This is a genomic window from Paraburkholderia sp. GAS82, from assembly GCF_050436285.1.
GTDB lineage: Bacteria > Pseudomonadota > Gammaproteobacteria > Burkholderiales > Burkholderiaceae > Paraburkholderia > Paraburkholderia phenazinium_B.
The window spans coordinates 803,902-823,183 of the sequence record NZ_JBNDLX010000001.1; the positions used below are offsets into that span (position 1 = coordinate 803,902).

Sequence of the window (19,282 nt, forward strand, 5' to 3'; positions counted from 1 at the left end):
AGCAAATTTCAAGGAGTGCAAAAGATGAGTCTGGAAAATTACAGCGTTGCCAATATCAACGAGTTCGTGGGCGTCGAGTTAGGCGTGTCGAACTGGGTGGTCGTCGATCAGGCGCGCATCAACGCGTTCGCCGAGTGTACGGGCGACAGGCAGTGGATCCACGTAGACGAGGAACGTGCGAAGCGCGAGAGCCCGTTCGGCGGAACGATCGCACACGGCTATCTGACCTTGTCATTGCTTGGCGGCTTCGCGATCGAAATCGGTGTCGTTCCAAAGGACGCTTCCGCGGGCCTTAACTACGGTCTCGAGAAGGTGCGTTTCATGACCCCTGTGAAGGCCGGTGCGCGTGTGCGCAGTCGCGTGACGCTCGTGTCGGCGGAGAGCAAGGGCGGCGGCCGCATCCTCATCAAGACAATGAACGAACTGCAGATCGACGGCGAAGACAAGCCGGCCCTGATTGCAGAAACCCTCGCGATGCTGATCGCGTGACCCACGACGTTCGGTGAGGCGCAAGCGCTTCCTGAAGGAGCAGCAAAATGGCGAAAACCACTGAAAGCCCGCAGAAAAACGCGAAGCAAAGCCCGCAAAACGAGACGGCCGATGAACTCGCGGCGTCAGCTGCGGAGGGCATGCTGGGTCCCAATCCCTTTGTCGGTTTGCGGGCGTGCGATATCGTCGCCACCGCGCAGAAAATCGGCACTCAGGCGCTGCGGCAACCCGCGTTGGTCATGGAGCAGGAGGCGGCTTTCGCCCGCGAGGTTTTGAAGCTTTTCTCGGGTGGCGGCGACGCTACGCCGCCGAAGGGCGACAAACGCTTTACCGACGCCGCGTGGCAGAACAACTTTATGTATCGTGCGACGTTGCAAGGCTACCTCGCATGGCGCGATGCGCTTGCGGGTTTCGTCGAGCGCTCGGCGCTGGATCCTGCCAACAAGGAGCGTGCGAAGTTTGTGATGTCGCTCTTCACGGACGCGGCATCGCCGACGAATACGTTGCTGGGCAATCCCGCGGCGCTCAAAAAGGTTGTCGATACGGGTGGCGCCAGCCTGATGGATGGCTGCAACAACCTCATGATGGACCTGCTCAAGAATCACGGCATGCCCGCGCAGGTCAACAAGACGGCTTTCGGGGTGGGCAAGAACCTCGCTACGTCCACGGGCGCGGTGGTTTTTCGTAACGAGGTGCTGGAGTTGATCCAGTACGCGCCAACGACACAGCAGGTCTATGGCCGGCCGCAACTGATCGTCCCGCCTCAGATCAACAAGTTTTATATCTTCGATCTCTCCGAGGGCAAGAGCATTGTCGACTATCTGGTCAAAAACGAGCTTCAGGTATTCGTCGTCAGCTGGCGCAATCCGACCGCGGCTCAAAGCCACTGGGATCTGGACACGTATGTCACTGCACTCGTGGAAGCCATTACGGCGGTGCGTGAGATCACCGGCTGCGACGATGTCAACCTGCACGGCGCCTGCTCGGGTGCGATGGCCATTTCGGCCTTGCTCGGACATCTCGCGAGCCGGGGCGACAAGACGGTCAACGCCGCGACGCTGATGGTGGCCGTGCTCGATAACAGCGCCGATTCGCAGCTTGGTCTGTTCGCCACTCCTGAGGCCATTGCGGCGGCCAAGCAGCACAGCACCTCGCGTGGGGTGCTGGCAGGCGAGGAAATGGGACGTGTGTTCGCCTGGATGCGGCCCAACGATCTGGTGTGGAACTACTGGGTCAACAACTACCTGCTGGGCAACGCACCGCCAGCTTTCGACATCCTTTACTGGAACAACGATGCGACCCGGCTGCCGGCGAAGATGCATGGGCAATTGCTCGACATTTTCACGCAGAACCTTTTCAGCAAGCCGGGCGCGCTGACGGTGCTGGGCACGCCGATCGACCTGTCCCAGGTCACCTGCGACAAGTACGTAGTGGCAGGCATGACGGATCACATTACGCCGTGGAAGGGCGTGTACAACACCGCGAAGACGTTTGGTGGCAACACCCGCTTCATCCTGAGTTCGAGCGGCCATATCCAGAGCCTGATCAACCCGCCCGGCAATCCGAAGTCGAAGTACTACCTCAACCCCGAGTTACCCGCGAACGCCGATGCCTGGCTCGCCGGCGCAAAGCCAGAAGCGGACACCTGGTGGGGTAACTGGAGAGACTGGCTGGTCGCCCGGTCCGGTGAAAGACGGGCAGCGCCAGCAGCCCTTGGCAGCGAACGGCATCCGGCGGGTGTGAAAGCCCCTGGAACCTATGTTTTGGAACCCTAAACGGCGTCATCGCCGGATAGTGAAATCCATTTTTTTTGTAACTACCTTAACGGAGTCATCATGACAGCAACCCATCCTAACAATCTTTTTGGCGAATATACGAAGCTCATCACGCAGTTCAAGCTGCCGGGCGTCGATGTTGCCGCCATCCTCGAATCGCGCCGTAAGGACATCGAAGCGCTTGCCGAGGCGAATATGACGGCGCTCGCCGGTGTTCAGCAGCTCGGTCAAAAGCAGGTCGATATCGCGCGTTCGACGATGAACGAACTGCAATCGCTCGTGACCCGCCTGAGGACGCCAGGCAGCGAATCCGCAACGGCCACGGGAGAGGGCGTTCAAAAGGCGCTGCAAAAGGCCTTCGTGGACATGCAGGAACTCGCGGATGCGGCATACCGCGCGCAAACCGATAGTATCGCTGTCGTCACGAAGCGCTTTGCGGAGCATGTGGAGGAACTGAAAGCACTCGTGCAGCCCACGAAGTGATCGAACGGGCTTATGCGAGCCGCCGTCGTAACATAGCCAGGCGTAACCAGGCGAACCGTCTAACCATGGAACCCACCGGATGACCAACCTACAAACAAGCCCGGAGTTTGTCGACGCCATGCAGATCCAGACGATCGACCTGGACGGCCAGTTGCTGCGTGTTGCAGTCCGGCGGGGCAGCGATGCCTCGCCGCCGCTGCTCCTGTTCAACGGCATTGGCGCGAATCTCGAACTCGTTGAGCCGTTCGTTGCGGCGCTGGATGACGTGACCGTCATCGTTTTCGATGTCCCAGGCGTTGGCGGCTCGCCCGCTCCGTTGCTGCCGTACCGGTTCTCGACGCTCGCCGTGCTGGCCGACAAGCTGCTGACGCGGCTCGGGTACACCGATCCTGTCGACGTGCTCGGCGTATCGTGGGGTGGGGCGTTGGCCCAGCAGTTTGCACACCTCTACCCCAAACGCTGCCGCAGGTTGATTCTCGCCGCCACGTCCCCCGGCGTGATCATGGTGCCGGCGCGGCTGTCGGTACTGTCAAAACTGGTCGGGCCACGGCGCTATACCGACCCGTCTTACCTGAAGCAGATCGGCGCTGAGATATACGGTGGCGCATACCGGCACGACGCTGCGCTGCTCGAGGAACACAGCCGTCATATCCAGGCGCCGCGCGGCCGCGGTTACCTCTACCAGTTGCTGGCTGCATCAGGTTGGAGCAGCCTGCCCTGGCTGGGCGGGCTTCGGCAAACGACGCTCGTCATGCATGGAAACGACGATCCGATCGTGCCGCTCGCCAACGCCAAGATCCTCGCAGCAAGGATTCGAAACGCGACGCTGCAAGTGATCGATGACGGTCATCTGTTCCTGATCACGCGGGCCAGGGAAGTTGCACCGGCGGTAAAACGATTCCTGCGTCAGGAGGCCAGTTGAACCGTGTGACTGGGAGCGACGGGAATGCCGGGCGTGCAACGGCCCAAGCCACTGCGGACGAGAAGCTCGTTCGGCTGACGCGTATGCGCACGACGGCAACCTGTCTGCTCGCGGCGATGATCGCGCTATTGATCGCCTGCGTGGCCTGGCAGACGGCGCATCCGTGGCTCGCGTGGCCGCGTGCTTTTGCCGAGGCGGGTACGGTCGGTGCGATCGCGGACTGGTATGCGGTCGTCGCGTTGTTCCGGCATCCATGCGGCATCCCGATCCCGCACACCGCCATCATCCCGAAGAACCAGCAGCGCATCGCCGAGAGTCTGGGCAGCTTCATCGAGGAAAACTTTTTGACGCCCGAAGTCATCGTCGGGCGGCTCAGTGGTTTCAACGCGGCGCAGGCGCTGGCCGGGTGGCTGGCAGTACGCGAAAACAGCGCGACGATCGCGGATGTAGTGGCAGGCTCGCTTCCGCGATTGCTCGATGATATGGACGAAGCCGACATCGAACACTTCTTCGATCGAATCGTGATCCCGCAATTGCGTACGCTCGACGTCTCGCGGTTGGCGGCGGAAGTCCTGGATATCCTCACCGACGGCAACCGTCATCAGCCGTTGCTGGACCGCGGATTGAGCGTCATGGAAAGCTGGTTGAGTAACAACGTGGGCCTGATCAAGGCGAAGTTCAGCGAGGCCTCGAAATTCACCTTGCCGACGCTGGATGCATACATCGTCAACAAGTTTGTCGAGGGTATCATCGCGCTCATGCGTGAGGTAGTGGCGAATCCGGAGCACGAGCTTCGGCGCCGGTTCGACGTGGCGGTGCAAGATCTGGCCGGCGAGATGAGGAGCTCAGCAGCCTATCGCCGCTTTGGCCGGCTGTTGCTGCGCGATTGCATTCGGCATCTTGAAGACGGCGGGTATTACGGTGTCCTGCTCGATCACGTCCGTGCATATGTGCTTGCCGATCTTGGCAGCAAACACTCGGTCGTGCGCGATATGCTTTCCAGCACCTTCGTGTCCATGGGAAAAGGCGTGTTGAGCGAGCCATCCATTCAGAAAAAGTTGAACGCCTGGTGGCTTGATATTGCCAACCTGCTCGTGCTACGCCACCGCCATCAGTTATCGGCGCTCATCACAGACGTCGTGAAAGGCTGGGACGCGAAGGAGGTGAGTGGGAAGCTCGAGGCCGAAATAGGCCGGGACCTGCAGTTCATTCGAATCAACGGCACCTTCGTGGGCGGCACAGTGGGCGTCCTGATCCACGCATGTGTGTTTCTTTTCTCGCGGTGAGCCCGGCGGTGTCCAATTCGAGCGAGCGTACCCTAGCCCTGTTTGACCAGGCCGAGCGCCTGCGCGCGCGCGACGGCCTGAGCGCGTTTGTCGACGTCCAGTTTGGTAAAGATGCTTTTGACGTGCGACTTGACCGTTTCAGGTGTGATCCCGAGCGTGCGCGCGATTTCCTTGTTCGACTGTCCCTGTGCGATCAACTCGACGATGCCGCGCTCTCGCGAACTGAGGCGCTCGGGCTCGCTGTCCCGCCTGGGCTGGCTACTGGGTTCGTGCTGGGCTCGCCACCTGTCGAGCAGTCGGTCTAGCCATGTCACGATTTCCGCTGCTCTGGCTGCGGTACGTACGCTGTCGCGCGCGAGCTTCAACAGTGGGCCGATCTCCGGCCCTTGATCGATGATGGACTGGCAAAGCCCAGCAGGCGCTGCGACTGTCGCAACGTCATGAAATATCTCTAACGCCCGCTCGCGCTCGCCTGCGTTCAGCCACGCGAGCGCGAGGAGAGTCCGCAGCCGCAGCGCAAGGTAAGTGCCGTGGAGCTGCTCGAGACGCTCCAGCGCAACGTTCAATATCCCGATCGCCTCCGCGTTTTGCTGGCGCCGAATCGCGAGGCACGCCGCGCCGAGGTCACGGTAGTTCAGGATCTCCAGCGACACCGGAGCGGACGATGCGGCGTCAGGGCTCGCCAACTGACGCAACTGCGTTACGCACGCGCCCGCTTCGGCGAGCCTGCCTTCTGCCAGATTGAGCCGGGTTCTTTCGGAGAGTGCAGCAGCCACCAGCCGGTCCCAGTGACGTGCCTGCCCCAGCGCCTGGCCGGCGTCGAGCAGCGACTGCGCGTGCGCAAAATTGGAACGCGCCACGGCGATCCGGATGAGGATGCGGTAGCTGATCAGCACGCTGTCGAGAAACACGGCAAGGTCGATAACCGGCATGTGTTCGACGAGCAGCGCTTCGGCTTCATCGAGCCGCCCCTGCTCATACAGCAATTGCGCGACCATGGGGGCGCATAGCGCTACGGCTATCGACTGCGGACCCGAATGATGCTCGGCGAGCTCCATGGCTTCGTTGAAACGGCGCGCCGCGAGTGGCAGGCGCAGTTGCTGCATCTCCACATGGCCGAGCAGGCAGAGCCGATAGACGGTGGAAAATACACTGCGCTGGTCTTCTTCGACCGAATCGGGAATCCATGGAGTGGCGTGAAGGGCCTCGAAATCGCCCGCTTTCCAGTGCGCGAAGCGCGCTACGTTCGAGACCGCATTGGTGGTCCACGAATCGCGCGAGGGCCGCTCCAGATATTGTTGCGCGAGCGTGAGCGCTGTTCGCGGGTCGTCCTGCAACGCTGCCAGCGCTGAGCGAAGGGCGACGCACTCCCAGCGGACATAGTCTTCGTCGGCGCCTCTGCCGGCGGCATCGCGTTCAATCGAATCCAGCATCGTCACCGCATCGTCGAAGCGCAGGGCGAGTACTGTGCCCCAGGCGATGGCCAGCGTGACCGTGGTCTGTGCGCGCATCAGGTCGGCTGGGAACTGACGCTGCCAGCCGACCAGCGTGAGGAGATCGCCTCCTTTGAGGAGGGACTTGGCACAGTGTTCCATAAGGCGAATCGCATCGTCGGTTGCGCCGGCCGCGATGGCATGCCTGACTGCGTCGGTCCACTGGTGCTGCCCTGCATACCATTGACATGCGCGGCGATGCAGCTCGGCGATTTCCCCCCGGTACAGAGCCTCCAGCCGGCGTTGAAGATATTCGGCCATGAGCGGGTGATAGCGGAACCAGTGTCCTTCCAGGTCCAGCGGTTCCAGCAACAACTGGCGCGCAACAATGGCATCCAGCATGGCCTGGCCCGGCTTGACGCCGGTGATTGCCTCACACAGTGGCGCGCTCAAACGATCGAGTATCGCCGTACGCAGCATGAACTCGAACATCCCGGAAGGTAAGGATTGCAGAATATCTTCGAGGTAGTCTGCCAGCGGCCTCGATGCACCGGTAGGAGCACTTGCCTGCCAACCCCGGGGGCGATCGTCCCGGGCCAGCACCGAAGCGGAGATGCGCAGCGCCGCTGCCCAGCCTTCGGTGGTCGCGAATAGCGACTTCACGTCCGCGACGATGAGCTTGCCGGGGCATTCGCGTTCAACGAAGCGGCGCGTCTCGTCGAAGTTGAATCGCAAGGTCGATGCGTCGATTTCCAGCAGGTCATTTCGTGCCCGCAGCCTGGCGGTGGGAAATGGCGGATCGGTTCGTGTGCAAAGCACCACGTGGACTTGCGAGGGCATATTGGCGATGAAGAGCGCCATCGCTTCGTGAATCGGCGCCTCGCTGATCAGATGGTAGTCGTCGATGAAAAGGTAGACCTCGTCGTCGACGTCAATGAGCTCGTTGATCAGCGTCGACGCAAGCGAATTCGCCGGCACAAACGAGGCGTCGGCGGTCAGGCCGATCACGGAGGTGCCGACGTTGCCACAGGCTTGCCGCAAAGCGTGCGCGAGGTGATTGAAGTAGCGGGCGGGCTCGTCATCGTCGGCATCGAGCGCTAGCCAGGCGATCCGCGCGCTGCTCGTTGCGAGGGCGTTGAGCCAGGTGAGCGCGAGCGAGGTCTTGCCGAATCCAGCGGGGGCCTTGATCACCGTCAGGCGCTTCGTTTCGGTCTGCGCAGCAAAAGAGGCGAGGCGCGGACGATCGATCAGGCCGGCGGGCAGGCGAGGAGGAAAAACCTTCGTTGCAAGGACGAGAGGTGGCCTGTGCGTGGGCAGCGTTTTTATCGCTTTTGTCGCTTCTGTCACGTGCATCAACTGCTCCGGGCATTCGGGTTGACCCTGGCGGCTATCCCCCATCCACGTGGTTGTGCTCCCCTTTATGGGGGATTTTGCACGGCGCTGCGCTCAGACACTATGGATTCCAGCGAGCAGACGCGCAGTTCCACAACTGGACGACGGTGCGGCAGGCCGGCCGGTCACGGGTGATAGCCCCTCGGCGGGCTTCGCGTGAACCGGTGTTTTGCTCACGAAATGATACGCCCAACCGCCCTAAGGGAGGAGACATGTATACCGCATCCCGTCGCATTGCGGCGCACAAACCGGGCCGGCGGCGCGTATCCCAGACGAACAGAACGGAACCTTGCGCGGCCGCTTCGTGTGGCCGGTGTGAGCGAATCCTTTATCCAATCGGAGCAGGCAATGAAAGTATTGGTTCCCGTCAAACGCGTCGTCGACGCGAACGTGAGAGTCCGCGTAAAGGCTGACGGCAGCGCTGTCGATATCGCGAACGTGAAGCTGTCGATGAATCCCTTCGACGAAATCAGCGTGGAGGAGGCGGTGCGGTTGAAAGAAGCCGGCGCGGCATCGGAAGTGATTGTTGTGTCGTGCGGCGTGCAGGGCTGCCAGGAAACGCTGCGTACGGCGATGGCAACAGGCGCTGACCGCGGCATCCTCGTTCAGACCGACGCGGAGTTGCAGCCGCTCGCCGTGGCGAAGCTGCTCAAGGCACTGGTGGACAAGGAACAGCCGCAACTCGTGATGCTCGGCAAGCAGGCAATCGACGACGACGCGAACCAGGTCGGCCAGATGCTCGCGGCGCTGCTCGGCTGGCCGCAAGCAACCTTCGCCTCGAAGGTGTGCGTCGAGGCAGGCAAGGCGAGCGTGACGCGCGAGATCGACGGCGGACTCGAGACGCTCGAGGTCGATCTGCCGGCTGTCGTGACCACCGATCTCCGGCTCAACACACCACGCTACGCGACGCTGCCCAACATCATGAAGGCGAAGAAGAAGCCGCTCGAGGTCGTGACGCCCGCAGCACTCGGCGTCGACATCGCGCCGCGGCTGACGACGCTTAAGCTCGCAGAGCCGGTGAAACGCGAGGCGGGCATGCGGGTCGCCGATGCCGCGGAACTCGTGGCCAAGCTGAAGAACGTTGCGCACGTCATCTGAAACGGAAGAGGGAATCATGTCCATACTCGTTCTTGCAGAACACGACAATCAGACGCTGAAGGCGGCGACCTTGAACACCGTCACCGCTGCTGCGCGTCTTGGCGAGGAGATCGATTTGCTCGTCGCCGGATCGCAATGCACGAGCGTAGCCGAACAGGCTGCACGCATCGCCGGCGTGAAGCGCGTGCGGGTCGCCGACGCGCCGCACTACGCGCATCCGCTGGCCGAGAATCTGGCCACTCTGATCGCGACGATAGCGCCTGATTACAGCCACGTGCTGGCGCCCGCCACGACCACCGCGAAGAACGCGATGCCGCGCGTGGCCGCACTGCTAGACGTTGCACAAATCTCAGACATCGTTGCGGTCGAATCCGCCGACGTATTCGTGCGTCCCATCTACGCCGGCAACGTCCTGGCTACCGTGCGAAGCGCGGACCGCATCAAGGTCATCACCGTACGCACGACCGCCTTTGCGGCGGCGCCTGCCGAAGACGGTACGGCGGTAATCGAATCGCTCGCACCAGCTGGCGAGGTTGCCGGTTCGCGTTTCGTGAGCCAGCAACTGACCCGCTCCGAGCGTCCTGAACTGACTGCGGCGCAGAGGGTGATTTCGGGCGGCCGGGGTATGGGCTCCGGCGAAAACTTCGCACTGCTGGAGGACATCGCCAACAAGCTGGGCGCGGCGGTCGGCGCGTCGCGCGCCGCAGTGGATGCCGGTTTTGTGCCGAACGACTATCAGGTGGGCCAGACCGGCAAGGTCATCGCGCCGCAACTCTATATCGCTGTCGGCATCTCGGGGGCGATCCAGCATCTGGCCGGCATGAAGGACTCGAAGGTGATCGTCGCGATCAACAAGGACGAAGAGGCGCCGATTTTTCAGGTCGCCGACTACTGGATCGTCGGCGATCTTTTCAAGGTATTGCCGGAGTTGTCCGGTGAGCTGGACAAGCTGCAACAAAACTGACTCTGGAGACGATGATGAGCATCTATCTTGCACCGCTGCGCGACATGCGCTTCGTTATGACGGAACTGGCCGGTCTCGGCGAATTGTCTTCGCTGCCGGGCTTCGAGGACGTGAGTCCCGAACTGGCCGAGGCTGTGCTCGACGAGGCGGCGAAGCTCGCGACCGAAGTGCTGGCACCGCTTAACAGGTCCGGCGACGAGCAGGGCGCGCAACTGTCGAAGGACGGCGTCGTTGCTGCGGACGGCTTCGCAAAGGCCTACCGGCAGTTTGCCGAAGGTGGCTGGAGCGGGCTCTCCGGCGACCCGGAGTTCGGCGGTCAGGGGCTGCCTGAGTTGCTGCATGCGGCGACTGTCGAGATGTGGAATTCGTCGAATATGGCGTTTGCGCTGTGTCCTTTGTTGACTGCGGGCGCTACCGAGGCGCTAAGGCAGCACGGCTCGGAAGAGCTTAAGGGACACTATTTGCCGAAGCTCATCAGCGGTGAGTGGACGGGCACCATGAATCTGACCGAGCCGCAGGCGGGCTCGGATCTCGCTGCGGTACGCACGAAGGCCGTGCCAGATGGCGATCACTATCGTCTCTACGGTCAGAAGATTTTTATCACGTGGGGCGATCACGACATGACGGATAACGTCATTCATCTCGTCCTCGCACGCACGCCGGATGCGCCTGAGGGTGTGCGCGGCATATCGCTGTTTGTCGTACCCAAGTTCCTGCTGAATGCCGATGGCTCGAGCGGCCAGCGCAACGACGCGCACTGCGTCTCTCTCGAACACAAGCTCGGCATTCACGCGAGTCCGACCTGCGTAATGAGCTTCGGCGACCAGGGAGGGGCGATCGGCTATCTGGTAGGACAGGAGAACAAAGGTCTCGCGCATATGTTCACGATGATGAACGAAGCGCGCCAGAAGGTGGGCATCCAGGGACTCGCGATCGCGGAGCGCGCTTATCAGCAGGCCCGCGAATACGCGAAGGAACGTGTGCAGGGACGGCTCGCGAGCAGCAAATCGGGTGGTGCGGTCGCCATCGTTCATCACCCTGACGTGCAGCGCATGTTGCTGACGATGAAGTCGCAGATCGAAGCGATGCGCGCTTTCGCGTATGTGATGGCCGCGGATATGGACCGTGCGCATCGGGACCCCGACGCCGGTGAGCGTGCCGGTCGCCAGGCGCGTGTCGATCTTCTGATTCCGGTGCTCAAGGCGTGGTGTACGGAGTTGGGCGTCGAGATTGCGTCGATGGGTGTGCAGGTGCATGGCGGGATGGGTTACATCGAAGAGACGGGCGCATGCCAGTTCCTGCGTGACGCACGAATCGCGCCGATCTACGAAGGCACGACAGGCATTCAGGCCGCCGACCTGGCAGGCCGCAAACTTGCCTCGGATGGCGGTGCGGCGATGGCTGCCCTGATTGCGGAGATGCGTCAGGCCGTGGCGGAACTCGCGCACAGCAAGGATACGCAAGTGGCATCCATCGGCCCTGTGCTTGCGACCGGTGTAGACGCGCTCGAGAGTGCCACCGCCTGGATGCTGCAAGCATTGGCGAGTGAACCCGATGCAGCGCTGGCCAGTTCCGTCGACTATCTGATGCTCACCGGCTACGTGTGTGGCGGATGGCAGATGGGGCGCGCAGCACTTGTTGCTTCGCGGAAAGGCACTGCAAACGAAGACCCGGACTTCCATCGTGCCAAGCTCGCCACCGCGCGCTACTACGCCGACAAGGTCTTGCCCAAAGCGAATGCGCTTCTGGAGGCGATTCGCAGCGGTTCGTCGAGCGGGACTAGTCTCCCGATCGAGCAGTTCTGAGCGACGACTGGACGGTGGCGAAAATCTTTGTGTAAAACAATTGATATGTAATCCGAAATAAAATGGAGGAGATATGCTTAAAAAAATCGCATGTGCTGCGTTAATCTCGAGCGCGATATGTTCCGGCGCGATGGCGCAAAGCGCCGGAAGCCTCATTACTAGCGTAGGCGGGGCGTGGCTCGACTTTGGTCCGTCTTCCGCCACACCGTTGCAGAGCAGTTCGGCTTTCGGCAACTTCACATCGTCGGGGACGGGTGGTCAGATACATAACACATTCACGCTAGAACTCTCGACCACTTATTTCATCACCGACAATATTGCATTCGACCTTGCGACGGGTATTCCGCCCAAGCTCCAGCTCTATGCGCAAGGCAACGCCGCGCCGTTCGGCGCCGGCGGCCCATCCCTCAATCTGGGGAATCTGGCGCCGCTCGCCACCACCCGGTCGTGGGCGCCTATCCTGTTCCTCAAGTACTACTTCTTCGACGCGCAGACGAAGCTGCGTCCGTTTGTCGGCGTCGGCGGAAACTATACCTGGTACTCGCACACCAATCTCAATTCGACATTCAGCGGCGCGTTGCAGCAGATTGCCGGGCCGGGCGGACAGGTCAAGGCTTCGCTCAGTCCGTCGTGGAACCCTGCGTTCGATGTGGGCGCGTCTTACAACATCAGCAAGAACTGGTACGCGACTGCGTCGGTGACGTATCTGTTTCTGAAGACGAACGCGACGGTCAGTGCCGTGGCCGCCAATGGTCAGACGGTGTTGTCCAACAAGACGCGCATCACGGCGGATCCGGTGATCGTTTTTCTGGGGCTGGGATACCGGTTCTAAGGACTCGATGTGCTAGATGGGGGCCGCGCTGCGTGGCCTTCGAGACACATCAAGATGCACCCCCCAGCTTTCCAGGCCTCCCTCCCGGCTTCCCTTTGCCTTTAGGCATTCCCATCACACCCTCCGAAAGCTCTCTGCAAGATTTTTCTTGCAGATGAGAATAACTCGCATTATCATTCGCGTTTTAGATTTTTGTTTCCGCTTAACAACCACCCGCTACAGGCGCTTGCGTCCCGCGCAGTCATGCTGCATGGGCGTCGGCCTGCGCCTGCGCTCGACCAATAGAACATGCAGAACCTGTCCACTGCCAGCCATCTGGCGTTTGTCCGCGGCTCGACCCGTACCACGTCGCTTCTCAGCGCCGCGCTGTTGGCGAGCGCCGGCCTTTCGCTTTCCACGCTGTCGACGCCCGGTTGGGCGCAAACCGTCGCCGCGTCGGACGCTGTCACGACGCTGCCCGCCGTCACCGTGACCGCCGCGGTCGACCCGGCCACGCAATCCGACAGCGTCAGCGCCGGCGCGCTGGGCACGCGCAAACAGGTGGACACGCCGTTCTCTACCCACGTCGTGACGAGCGAAGAGGCTGAGGACCTGATGGCAACGACAGCGAACGACCTGTTCGCGTACGATCCGGCCACATCGGTCAGCAGCAGCAACCGGATCAGCGAAAACTCGATGTTCACCGTGCGCGGTTTGCCGATCGACACGCTCAACGGCATCAAGGTGGACGGCCAGAGCTTTCCGTCCTGGGACACGGATCTTTCGCTCGAACCGTTCGAACAGGTGCAACTGCTCAAAGGTCTGTCAGGGTTCATGTATGGCTTCGGCTCGCCGGGCGGGATCGTCAACTACGTATTGAAGCGGCCGACCGACGAGCCGTATCGCAGCATTTCGGTCGGCTATGAGTCGGCCGGCGTGTTCAGCGAGAAGGTCGATCTGGGCGGCCGCTTTGGCAACGACGACCGCTTCGGTTACCGCCTGAACCTGGTGAACGAGGACGGCAACACCGCCGAGGCGAATGGTCATGTGCGCCGTCAGGTGGCGTCGCTCGCGTTCGACTTCCGTATCACCCCGGATCTGACGTGGAGCGCCGACGCGTTCTATCAGAAGCGCAAAACCAACGGCACGCTGTTCGGCCTGATGTTCGGCTCGGGGCTCGGCATTCCCGACGCCAGCACGATCACGCACGACCTCACGCAGCCGCAGAACTACTACGAGACGGAGATGGCTTCGTTTGGTACGGGCCTCGACTATCGTCTCTCCGGGAACTGGCATGCGAGCCTGAAGTATCGCTTCGCCAAGGAGAACCGTACCAACTCCGATAGCCTGCTGTACGTGACCGATGCCGCCGGCGACTATTCGAACACGCTTTATGCGGCGATGACGCGCTACTTCTACCAGAACGTCGATGCGATGGTGCAGGGCCAGTTCGACACCGGCAGCATCAAACACGATGTCGTCATCGGTGCGGGCTTCCAGTCGCAGACGAGCGAGTACAGCAACAGCACAGGCTGGAACGAAGGCTATAGCCTCGGCACGGGCAATCTGTATAGCAGCAGCTTGCTGACGAATGCCGAGGTCGGGATCGGCGAGGATCTTTACCGGCAGTCGCGCACGACTCAGGCCGCGCTGTATGCAAGTGACACCGTGCAGTTCACCTCGCGCTTTTCCGCGCTGCTCGGTTTGCGCTACACGCAGTTCCGCGAGAACGTCTACGATCCGAGCAGTGCGGTGTCATCGCAATACAGCGCCAATCCGGTCACGCCGACTGTCGCGCTGATGTTCAAAACTGATCCGTACTCCACAATTTATGCGAGCTATGTCGAGTCGCTGGAGCAGGGCGGTTCGTCGTCGAACACCAACGTCAATTATCCCGCCACGTATGGGCCGTTGCGCAGCAAGCAGTATGAAGTCGGCTTCAAGACAGATCACAAGAAATGGGGCGCCGATGTAGCACTGTTCCGTGTCGATCAAGGTTACGACTACACCAACAGCGAGAACGTCTACGTGCAGGACGGCACGAAACGCTACACCGGTGTCGATGCGAGCGGCTGGCTGGCACTCACGAACGAGTGGCGCGTGCTCGGCGGCGTGATGTGGCTCGACGCAAAGGCGGTGGATATCGACGACCCGAGTATCGAAGGCAAGCGCGTCTACGGCGCGCCGCGCTTCACGGCGACAGGCCGGATCGAATACAACCCGTCGTATCTGCGCCCGCTCACGCTTGCGTTCGGCGGCAAGTACGTCGGCAGCATGGCCGTCGACGCAGCCAATACGCAGTTCGTGCCGTCGTACGTCACGTACGACGTGAGCGGCAAGTACGAAACGCGGATCGCCGGCAAGGACGTGACGTTCCGCGCGGGGATCAACAACCTGCTCAACCGCCGCTACTGGACCACGGCGTGGGGCTATTACGTTGCGCCGTCGCCGACGCGTACCGCGGTGGCCAGCGCCACGATGCAGTTCTAGATGCGGTGGCCGGCGCCTTGCAGTGCGTGGGCATGGTGATGCCCGCGCCATGGCGGCAAGGCGCCCGCATGCATCCGACGTTACGTCTATGAGACCGATACTTGTTCGCCTGCACCGCTGGTTCGGCATCGGCACCGCGCTGTTCCTGTTCGTCTCCGGTCTTACAGGAGCCGTCATCGCATGGAACCAGGAACTCGATGCGGCGTTGAACCCCGGGTTCTTCTACGCGCGCTCCCCGGCGCCTGCGTTGTCGTCGCTTGAACTTGCGAATCGTGTCGAAGCCGCTGACCCTCGCGTGCATGTGACCTATCTGCCGCTGGGCGTGGTGCCCGGCCGAACGCTTCTGATGCGTGTCGAGGGCCGGCCCGATCCCGCAACGGGTCAGCCCTATACGCTGGGCTTCAATCAGATCGCGGTGGATCCGGCGACAGGGATCATTCAGGGCCGCCGCGACTGGGGCGCGTTGTCGCTCAGGCGGCTCAACCTGATGCCGTTCCTTTATCAGTTCCACTACACACTTTATTTACCCATCACCGGTAGCGGGATTGCCATTGGCGTATGGCTGCTGGGGGTCGTCGCCATTGTCTGGCTGTTCGATAGCGTGATTGCGTTGGTGCTCGCGTTTCCGAGCCTCAGGACGTGGCGCAAGTCGTTCGCATTTCGCGTGCGCCGCGGCGGCTATGCGCTGGTGTTCGACCTGCATCGCTCAGGTGGGGTATGGGTGTGGGGTCTGCTGGGCGTGATTGCGGTGACGTCGATTTCGATGAATCTCGAACGGCCCGTCATGCGTCCGGTGGTGTCGATTTTTTCCAGACTGACACCCGGACCGGAAACCAATCCCGAACTGCTGGCACCGCATCCGGCCAGCGCGAAGCCCCTGAGTCGCGAGCGTATTGTCGAACTGGCAAGCGCCGCCGGACACCGGATGAAGCTGAATGCCGAACCCGGTGCGACGTTTGAGATTGCTTCGCTCAACCTGTACGGGGTGGGCTATTTTAAACCCGGCGGTGATTATGCGGACGGCAGTCTCGGCAATGCCTGGCTCTACTGGGACGCGAGGACTGGACATGAAGTCGGGGGGGCGGTGCCGGGTCGTGGAACCGCTGGCGATACCTTTATGCAGGCGCAGTTCTCACTGCATTCGGGGCGCATCTTTGGACTACCGGGACGCATTCTGGTCAGCTTCATGGGTGTGATGGTGGCGTTGCTGAGTGCGACCGGCCTTGTTATCTGGTTCAAGAAGCTCATGGCTCGCCGCAGTGCTTCGCAGCGGGTGAAGACGGTCAGGCCGGCGGTGCTGCGATAGCGCGTTTGGAAGGATCGCTTTAGTCGTGTGCAGTGTGCGCGGTTGCGCCGTGCTTTGCTGCTTCAAGCCCGGTACTTCACGGTCGCGCGCACGAATTCAATGAAGCGCGTCATTACCGGATCATCCCGTTCCGCCGGCCACGCGAGGCCAACCTGCCATTGTGCTGCCGTGCCGCGTAGGGGCAGCACACGCGCATCGCGCAGCAGGTATTGCGTGCGTGAGGGTAGAAACGCCGCGCCGACTCCCGCCGCGACCGCAGCAAGAACGGTCTGGATATCGTCAGCCTGCTGGGTCACTCGCGGCACGAAGCCATGCTCGCTGCACCAGCGGTCAATCTGCGCCGCGAGTCCCGGGCCACGGCCGCGCGCAAGGCCGATAAACCCCTGCTCATTCAATTCCTCGAGATTGGCCGGGATGCGTTTCCAGCGCGCGTGTTGCGGCACCGCTAGCGCGAGCGCTTCGTCCAGCACCGGAAAGGCGTCGAGGCCACTGTCTGCCGGCAAACGCAGGAAGCCGACGTCCAGCTTGCCGGCAAGCAGCCGTCTGCCTTGCTCCGCGGACGACAGATCGTTCAATGTGACGCTGACCTTCGGATACTGCCGGCGGAATTCGGCAATCAGTTGCGGTGCGAGCGTCAAGGTCGAGAGTCCGAGGCCGACTCGCAAATAACCGCGCGTGCCGCTGCTCGATTCGCGCGCCCGGGTGAGAACCTCATCGGCATCGCGCACGAGCGACTGAGCGTCGGGTAGAAATCCGGCGCCGAAAGTGGTGAGTTCGGCGCCGTGCCGGCCGCGCTCGAAAAGCCGTGCGCCAAGGCTGTCTTCCAGCGCGACGATCTGTTTGCTAAGCGCCGGTTGGCTCACGCACAGGACCTCCGCGGCGTGGCCGAAGTGGCGCAGTTCGGCCACGGTGAGAAAGGCGCGCAGCAGTTTCAGTTCCATTCTGTAAAGTAATCGAACATATCGGAATATTCATTTTACTTATCGAATGCCCGGCGGTCCAATGGAACCGTTCTGTCTTTTCAGGTGGTGGCGATGTCATCCTCGTCTAGTCCCATGCTGCGCGTTGCATCGATTCCATTGCGGTCCCGTCGCGGAGAGCCTGCGCAGAACGTCGCGCGGATCGCTGCGTGGCTGGCGCTTGCGGCTCGTGACAAGGTTGACCTCGCCGTGTTTCCGGAGGCCTGTCTTGTGGGCTATGGCAGCCTCGCGAAGTTGCATCGCGATGAACTCGAAGCACTCGCTGAACCGCTCGACGGGCCAATGATGGGCGCAGTGGCAGATGCCGTCGAGCGCACAGGGGTGGCTGCTGGCGTGGGCTTCATCGAGCGCTCACAGGATGGCCGTCTGTTCAATAGTTACGCGGTGTGCCTGCCCGGTGGCGTCCGTCATTGCCACCGTAAGCTGCATGCATACGAACATCGACGCATTGTGAGCGGAGATCGTTTCACCGTCTTCGATACGGCGTGGGGTGTTCGCGTTGGAGTCCTGATTGGTGGCGATGCTTATCTGATCGAGAACGTGCGCATGACCGCACTGATGGGCGCTACGCTGCTCGTTGCGCCACACCGGAGTTACTCAGCGCAGCGCGGAGCGGGACGCGTCCTGCAGCCGGTGTCGGCGGAACAATGGCGGCATCGCGGGGCGCAGGCGGGTGCAGCGAGGGCCACGGGCGGCGCGATTGGTGATCGGACCGCAAGCGCTACGACTACTGATGACGTTGCAGGTGAGGCAGGTGTGCGGGCACGGCACGACGCGACGGATTGGTTACGTGCTTGGCTGCCCGCGCGGGCAGCGGATAACGGCATCTTCGCCGTCTTCTGCGATGGGCTTGAGCTGGGTAACAACGAGTTCGCACCCGGAGCTGGGATGATCGTCGATCCCTGCGGCCGCATTCTGACCGAGAGCGTCTGCGTAAGCGACGCCTGCATTAACGACACCTCTGCGGAGGGCATCATCGTCGCTGCTAACGTTGATCCAGGCCTGATTGCCACGAGCGCAGGGCAGCAATGGCTACGGGCGCGCCGGCCGGATCTTTATGCGCCTTTGGGGCGAGCGGATCGTGACACAACCGTTTTCGAATCGCGCGGAATGACCTCACGTGGCTCAATTGCGGTGAGCTTTGCACAGGTCAGCCGTCGGTAAGACACCGGCCATGCCCAAGTGAGCCTATGTGATGCCCGCGTCACCGCAAGGAGTCCGTATCACCGCAACCGGATAGCTGCCAGCCGCGGACGGTTTGCATCCGCTCGACAGCAAGCGCTGAATGCACCACTATGTCAGCCTCGTTCCTCCAGCAGCAACATACCCATGGCACTGAAAGCAGTCTTTTTCGATGTCGGCGAGACCTTGGTCGACGAGACCCGCGATTGGGGCGAATGGGCCGACTACCTTGGCGTCACCCGTCTGACATTGTTCGCGGCCTTGGGCGCCGTGATCAATCGCGGACAGCATCACCGCGAGGTCTTTCAACTGGTTCGTCCGGGCTGCGATTTCGCCACGCTGAAAGCGCAGCGTCAGGCAGAGGGACGAGCCTACGCACTTCAGGCGGTTGATCTGTATCCAGACGCCGTGCCTTGTCTAAGAGAGCTGCAGGCTCGGGGGATGCGAGTGGGCATTGCGGGGAATCAGCCGGCTGCCATCGAAGACGCGCTAGCTTCGCTTGGTGTGCCTGCCGATATCGTGGCATCGTCGCAGACGTGGGGCGTCGAGAAGCCGTCACAAGCGTTTTTCGACAAAATCATCGAGGCGGCCGAAGGCATGGCATCGCACGAAATCGCCTACGTCGGCGACCGGTTGGACAACGACGTCATCCCCGCGGTACGCGCCGGGATGGTAGGTATCTTCCTGCGGCGCGGACCGTGGGCGGTGATTCAATCGTTCGCGCAGGCTGACCTCAACATCGGGCACACCATTTCCAGCTTGAGCGAATTGCCGGACCTGCTCGCGCGGCTCCGGGAACATGCGCCCTGAGGCATCCTCAAAAACTGCGGCCGGGTCCCGCACTTGTCTATAATCTTCGTCGACTT

General features: G+C 61.8%; 15 protein-coding genes. 13 read left to right on the forward strand and 2 right to left on the reverse strand.

Annotation, left to right across the window (positions count from 1 at the left end; translation table 11 throughout):
* Window positions 1-24: 24 nt before the first annotated feature.
* The 5 genes from P3T17_RS03545 to P3T17_RS03565 all read left to right on the forward strand — a co-directional run bounded on the left by P3T17_RS03545 (window position 25) and on the right by P3T17_RS03565 (window position 4,955).
* Window positions 25-489: a MaoC family dehydratase gene (locus tag P3T17_RS03545; protein WP_429404732.1), complete on the forward strand. Its 465-nt coding sequence runs from the start codon at window positions 25-27 to the stop codon at window positions 487-489.
* A 47-nt stretch (window positions 490-536) separates the two neighbouring features.
* Complete coding sequence (locus tag P3T17_RS03550; RefSeq protein WP_429404734.1) at window positions 537-2,264, forward strand: alpha/beta fold hydrolase; 1,728 nt, start codon at window positions 537-539, stop codon at window positions 2,262-2,264.
* 60 nt (window positions 2,265-2,324) lie between these two features.
* Complete coding sequence (locus P3T17_RS03555; protein ID WP_429287105.1) at window positions 2,325-2,747, forward strand: phasin family protein; 423 nt, start codon at window positions 2,325-2,327, stop codon at window positions 2,745-2,747.
* 79 nt (window positions 2,748-2,826) lie between these two features.
* Window positions 2,827-3,669 (forward strand): poly(3-hydroxyalkanoate) depolymerase, encoded by an 843-nt coding sequence (gene phaZ, locus P3T17_RS03560; protein ID WP_429287104.1) that lies wholly within the window; start codon window positions 2,827-2,829, stop codon window positions 3,667-3,669.
* 116 nt (window positions 3,670-3,785) lie between these two features.
* Window positions 3,786-4,955: a DUF445 domain-containing protein gene (locus P3T17_RS03565; protein WP_429404736.1), complete on the forward strand. Its 1,170-nt coding sequence runs from the start codon at window positions 3,786-3,788 to the stop codon at window positions 4,953-4,955.
* A 32-nt stretch (window positions 4,956-4,987) separates the two neighbouring features.
* On the opposite strand, the gene P3T17_RS03570 is transcribed toward P3T17_RS03565, so the two are convergent.
* Window positions 4,988-7,741: a LuxR C-terminal-related transcriptional regulator gene (locus tag P3T17_RS03570; protein WP_429404738.1), complete on the reverse strand. Its 2,754-nt coding sequence runs from the start codon at window positions 7,739-7,741 to the stop codon at window positions 4,988-4,990.
* Window positions 7,742-8,128: 387 nt separating this feature from the next.
* On the opposite strand from P3T17_RS03570, the gene P3T17_RS03575 reads away from it, so the two are divergent.
* From P3T17_RS03575 to P3T17_RS03600, 6 genes are all read left to right on the forward strand, one after another.
* A complete protein-coding gene (locus P3T17_RS03575; RefSeq protein ID WP_429287102.1) occupies window positions 8,129-8,878 on the forward strand; it encodes an electron transfer flavoprotein subunit beta/FixA family protein in 750 nt (249 codons plus the stop codon).
* A 16-nt stretch (window positions 8,879-8,894) separates the two neighbouring features.
* Entirely contained in the window at window positions 8,895-9,842 is a 948-nt protein-coding gene (locus tag P3T17_RS03580) for an electron transfer flavoprotein subunit alpha/FixB family protein (RefSeq protein ID WP_429404740.1), read from the forward strand.
* 14 nt (window positions 9,843-9,856) lie between these two features.
* The gene (locus P3T17_RS03585; protein ID WP_429404742.1) at window positions 9,857-11,647 is read left to right on the forward strand and encodes an acyl-CoA dehydrogenase C-terminal domain-containing protein; all 1,791 of its coding nucleotides are present in this window, start codon (window positions 9,857-9,859) and stop codon (window positions 11,645-11,647) included.
* A gap of 73 nt (window positions 11,648-11,720) precedes the next feature.
* Window positions 11,721-12,479 (forward strand): OmpW/AlkL family protein, encoded by a 759-nt coding sequence (locus P3T17_RS03590; protein ID WP_429404744.1) that lies wholly within the window; start codon window positions 11,721-11,723, stop codon window positions 12,477-12,479.
* A gap of 288 nt (window positions 12,480-12,767) precedes the next feature.
* Window positions 12,768-14,948 (forward strand): TonB-dependent siderophore receptor, encoded by a 2,181-nt coding sequence (locus P3T17_RS03595; RefSeq protein ID WP_429404746.1) that lies wholly within the window; start codon window positions 12,768-12,770, stop codon window positions 14,946-14,948.
* An 88-nt stretch (window positions 14,949-15,036) separates the two neighbouring features.
* Window positions 15,037-16,254, forward strand: a complete 1,218-nt coding sequence (locus tag P3T17_RS03600) for a PepSY-associated TM helix domain-containing protein (RefSeq protein ID WP_429404747.1) — start codon at window positions 15,037-15,039, stop codon at window positions 16,252-16,254.
* Window positions 16,255-16,316: 62 nt separating this feature from the next.
* Here P3T17_RS03600 and P3T17_RS03605 read toward each other — a convergent pair whose 3' ends face one another.
* A complete protein-coding gene (locus P3T17_RS03605; RefSeq protein WP_429404749.1) occupies window positions 16,317-17,195 on the reverse strand; it encodes a LysR family transcriptional regulator in 879 nt (292 codons plus the stop codon).
* Window positions 17,196-17,288: 93 nt separating this feature from the next.
* On the opposite strand from P3T17_RS03605, the gene P3T17_RS03610 reads away from it, so the two are divergent.
* A complete protein-coding gene (locus tag P3T17_RS03610; RefSeq protein ID WP_429404751.1) occupies window positions 17,289-18,398 on the forward strand; it encodes a nitrilase-related carbon-nitrogen hydrolase in 1,110 nt (369 codons plus the stop codon).
* Between the two features lie 165 nt (window positions 18,399-18,563).
* On the forward strand, window positions 18,564-19,226 hold the full coding sequence (locus P3T17_RS03615) for an HAD family hydrolase (RefSeq protein WP_429404752.1): 663 nt from the start codon (window positions 18,564-18,566) through the stop codon (window positions 19,224-19,226).
* Window positions 19,227-19,282: the final 56 nt, after the last annotated feature.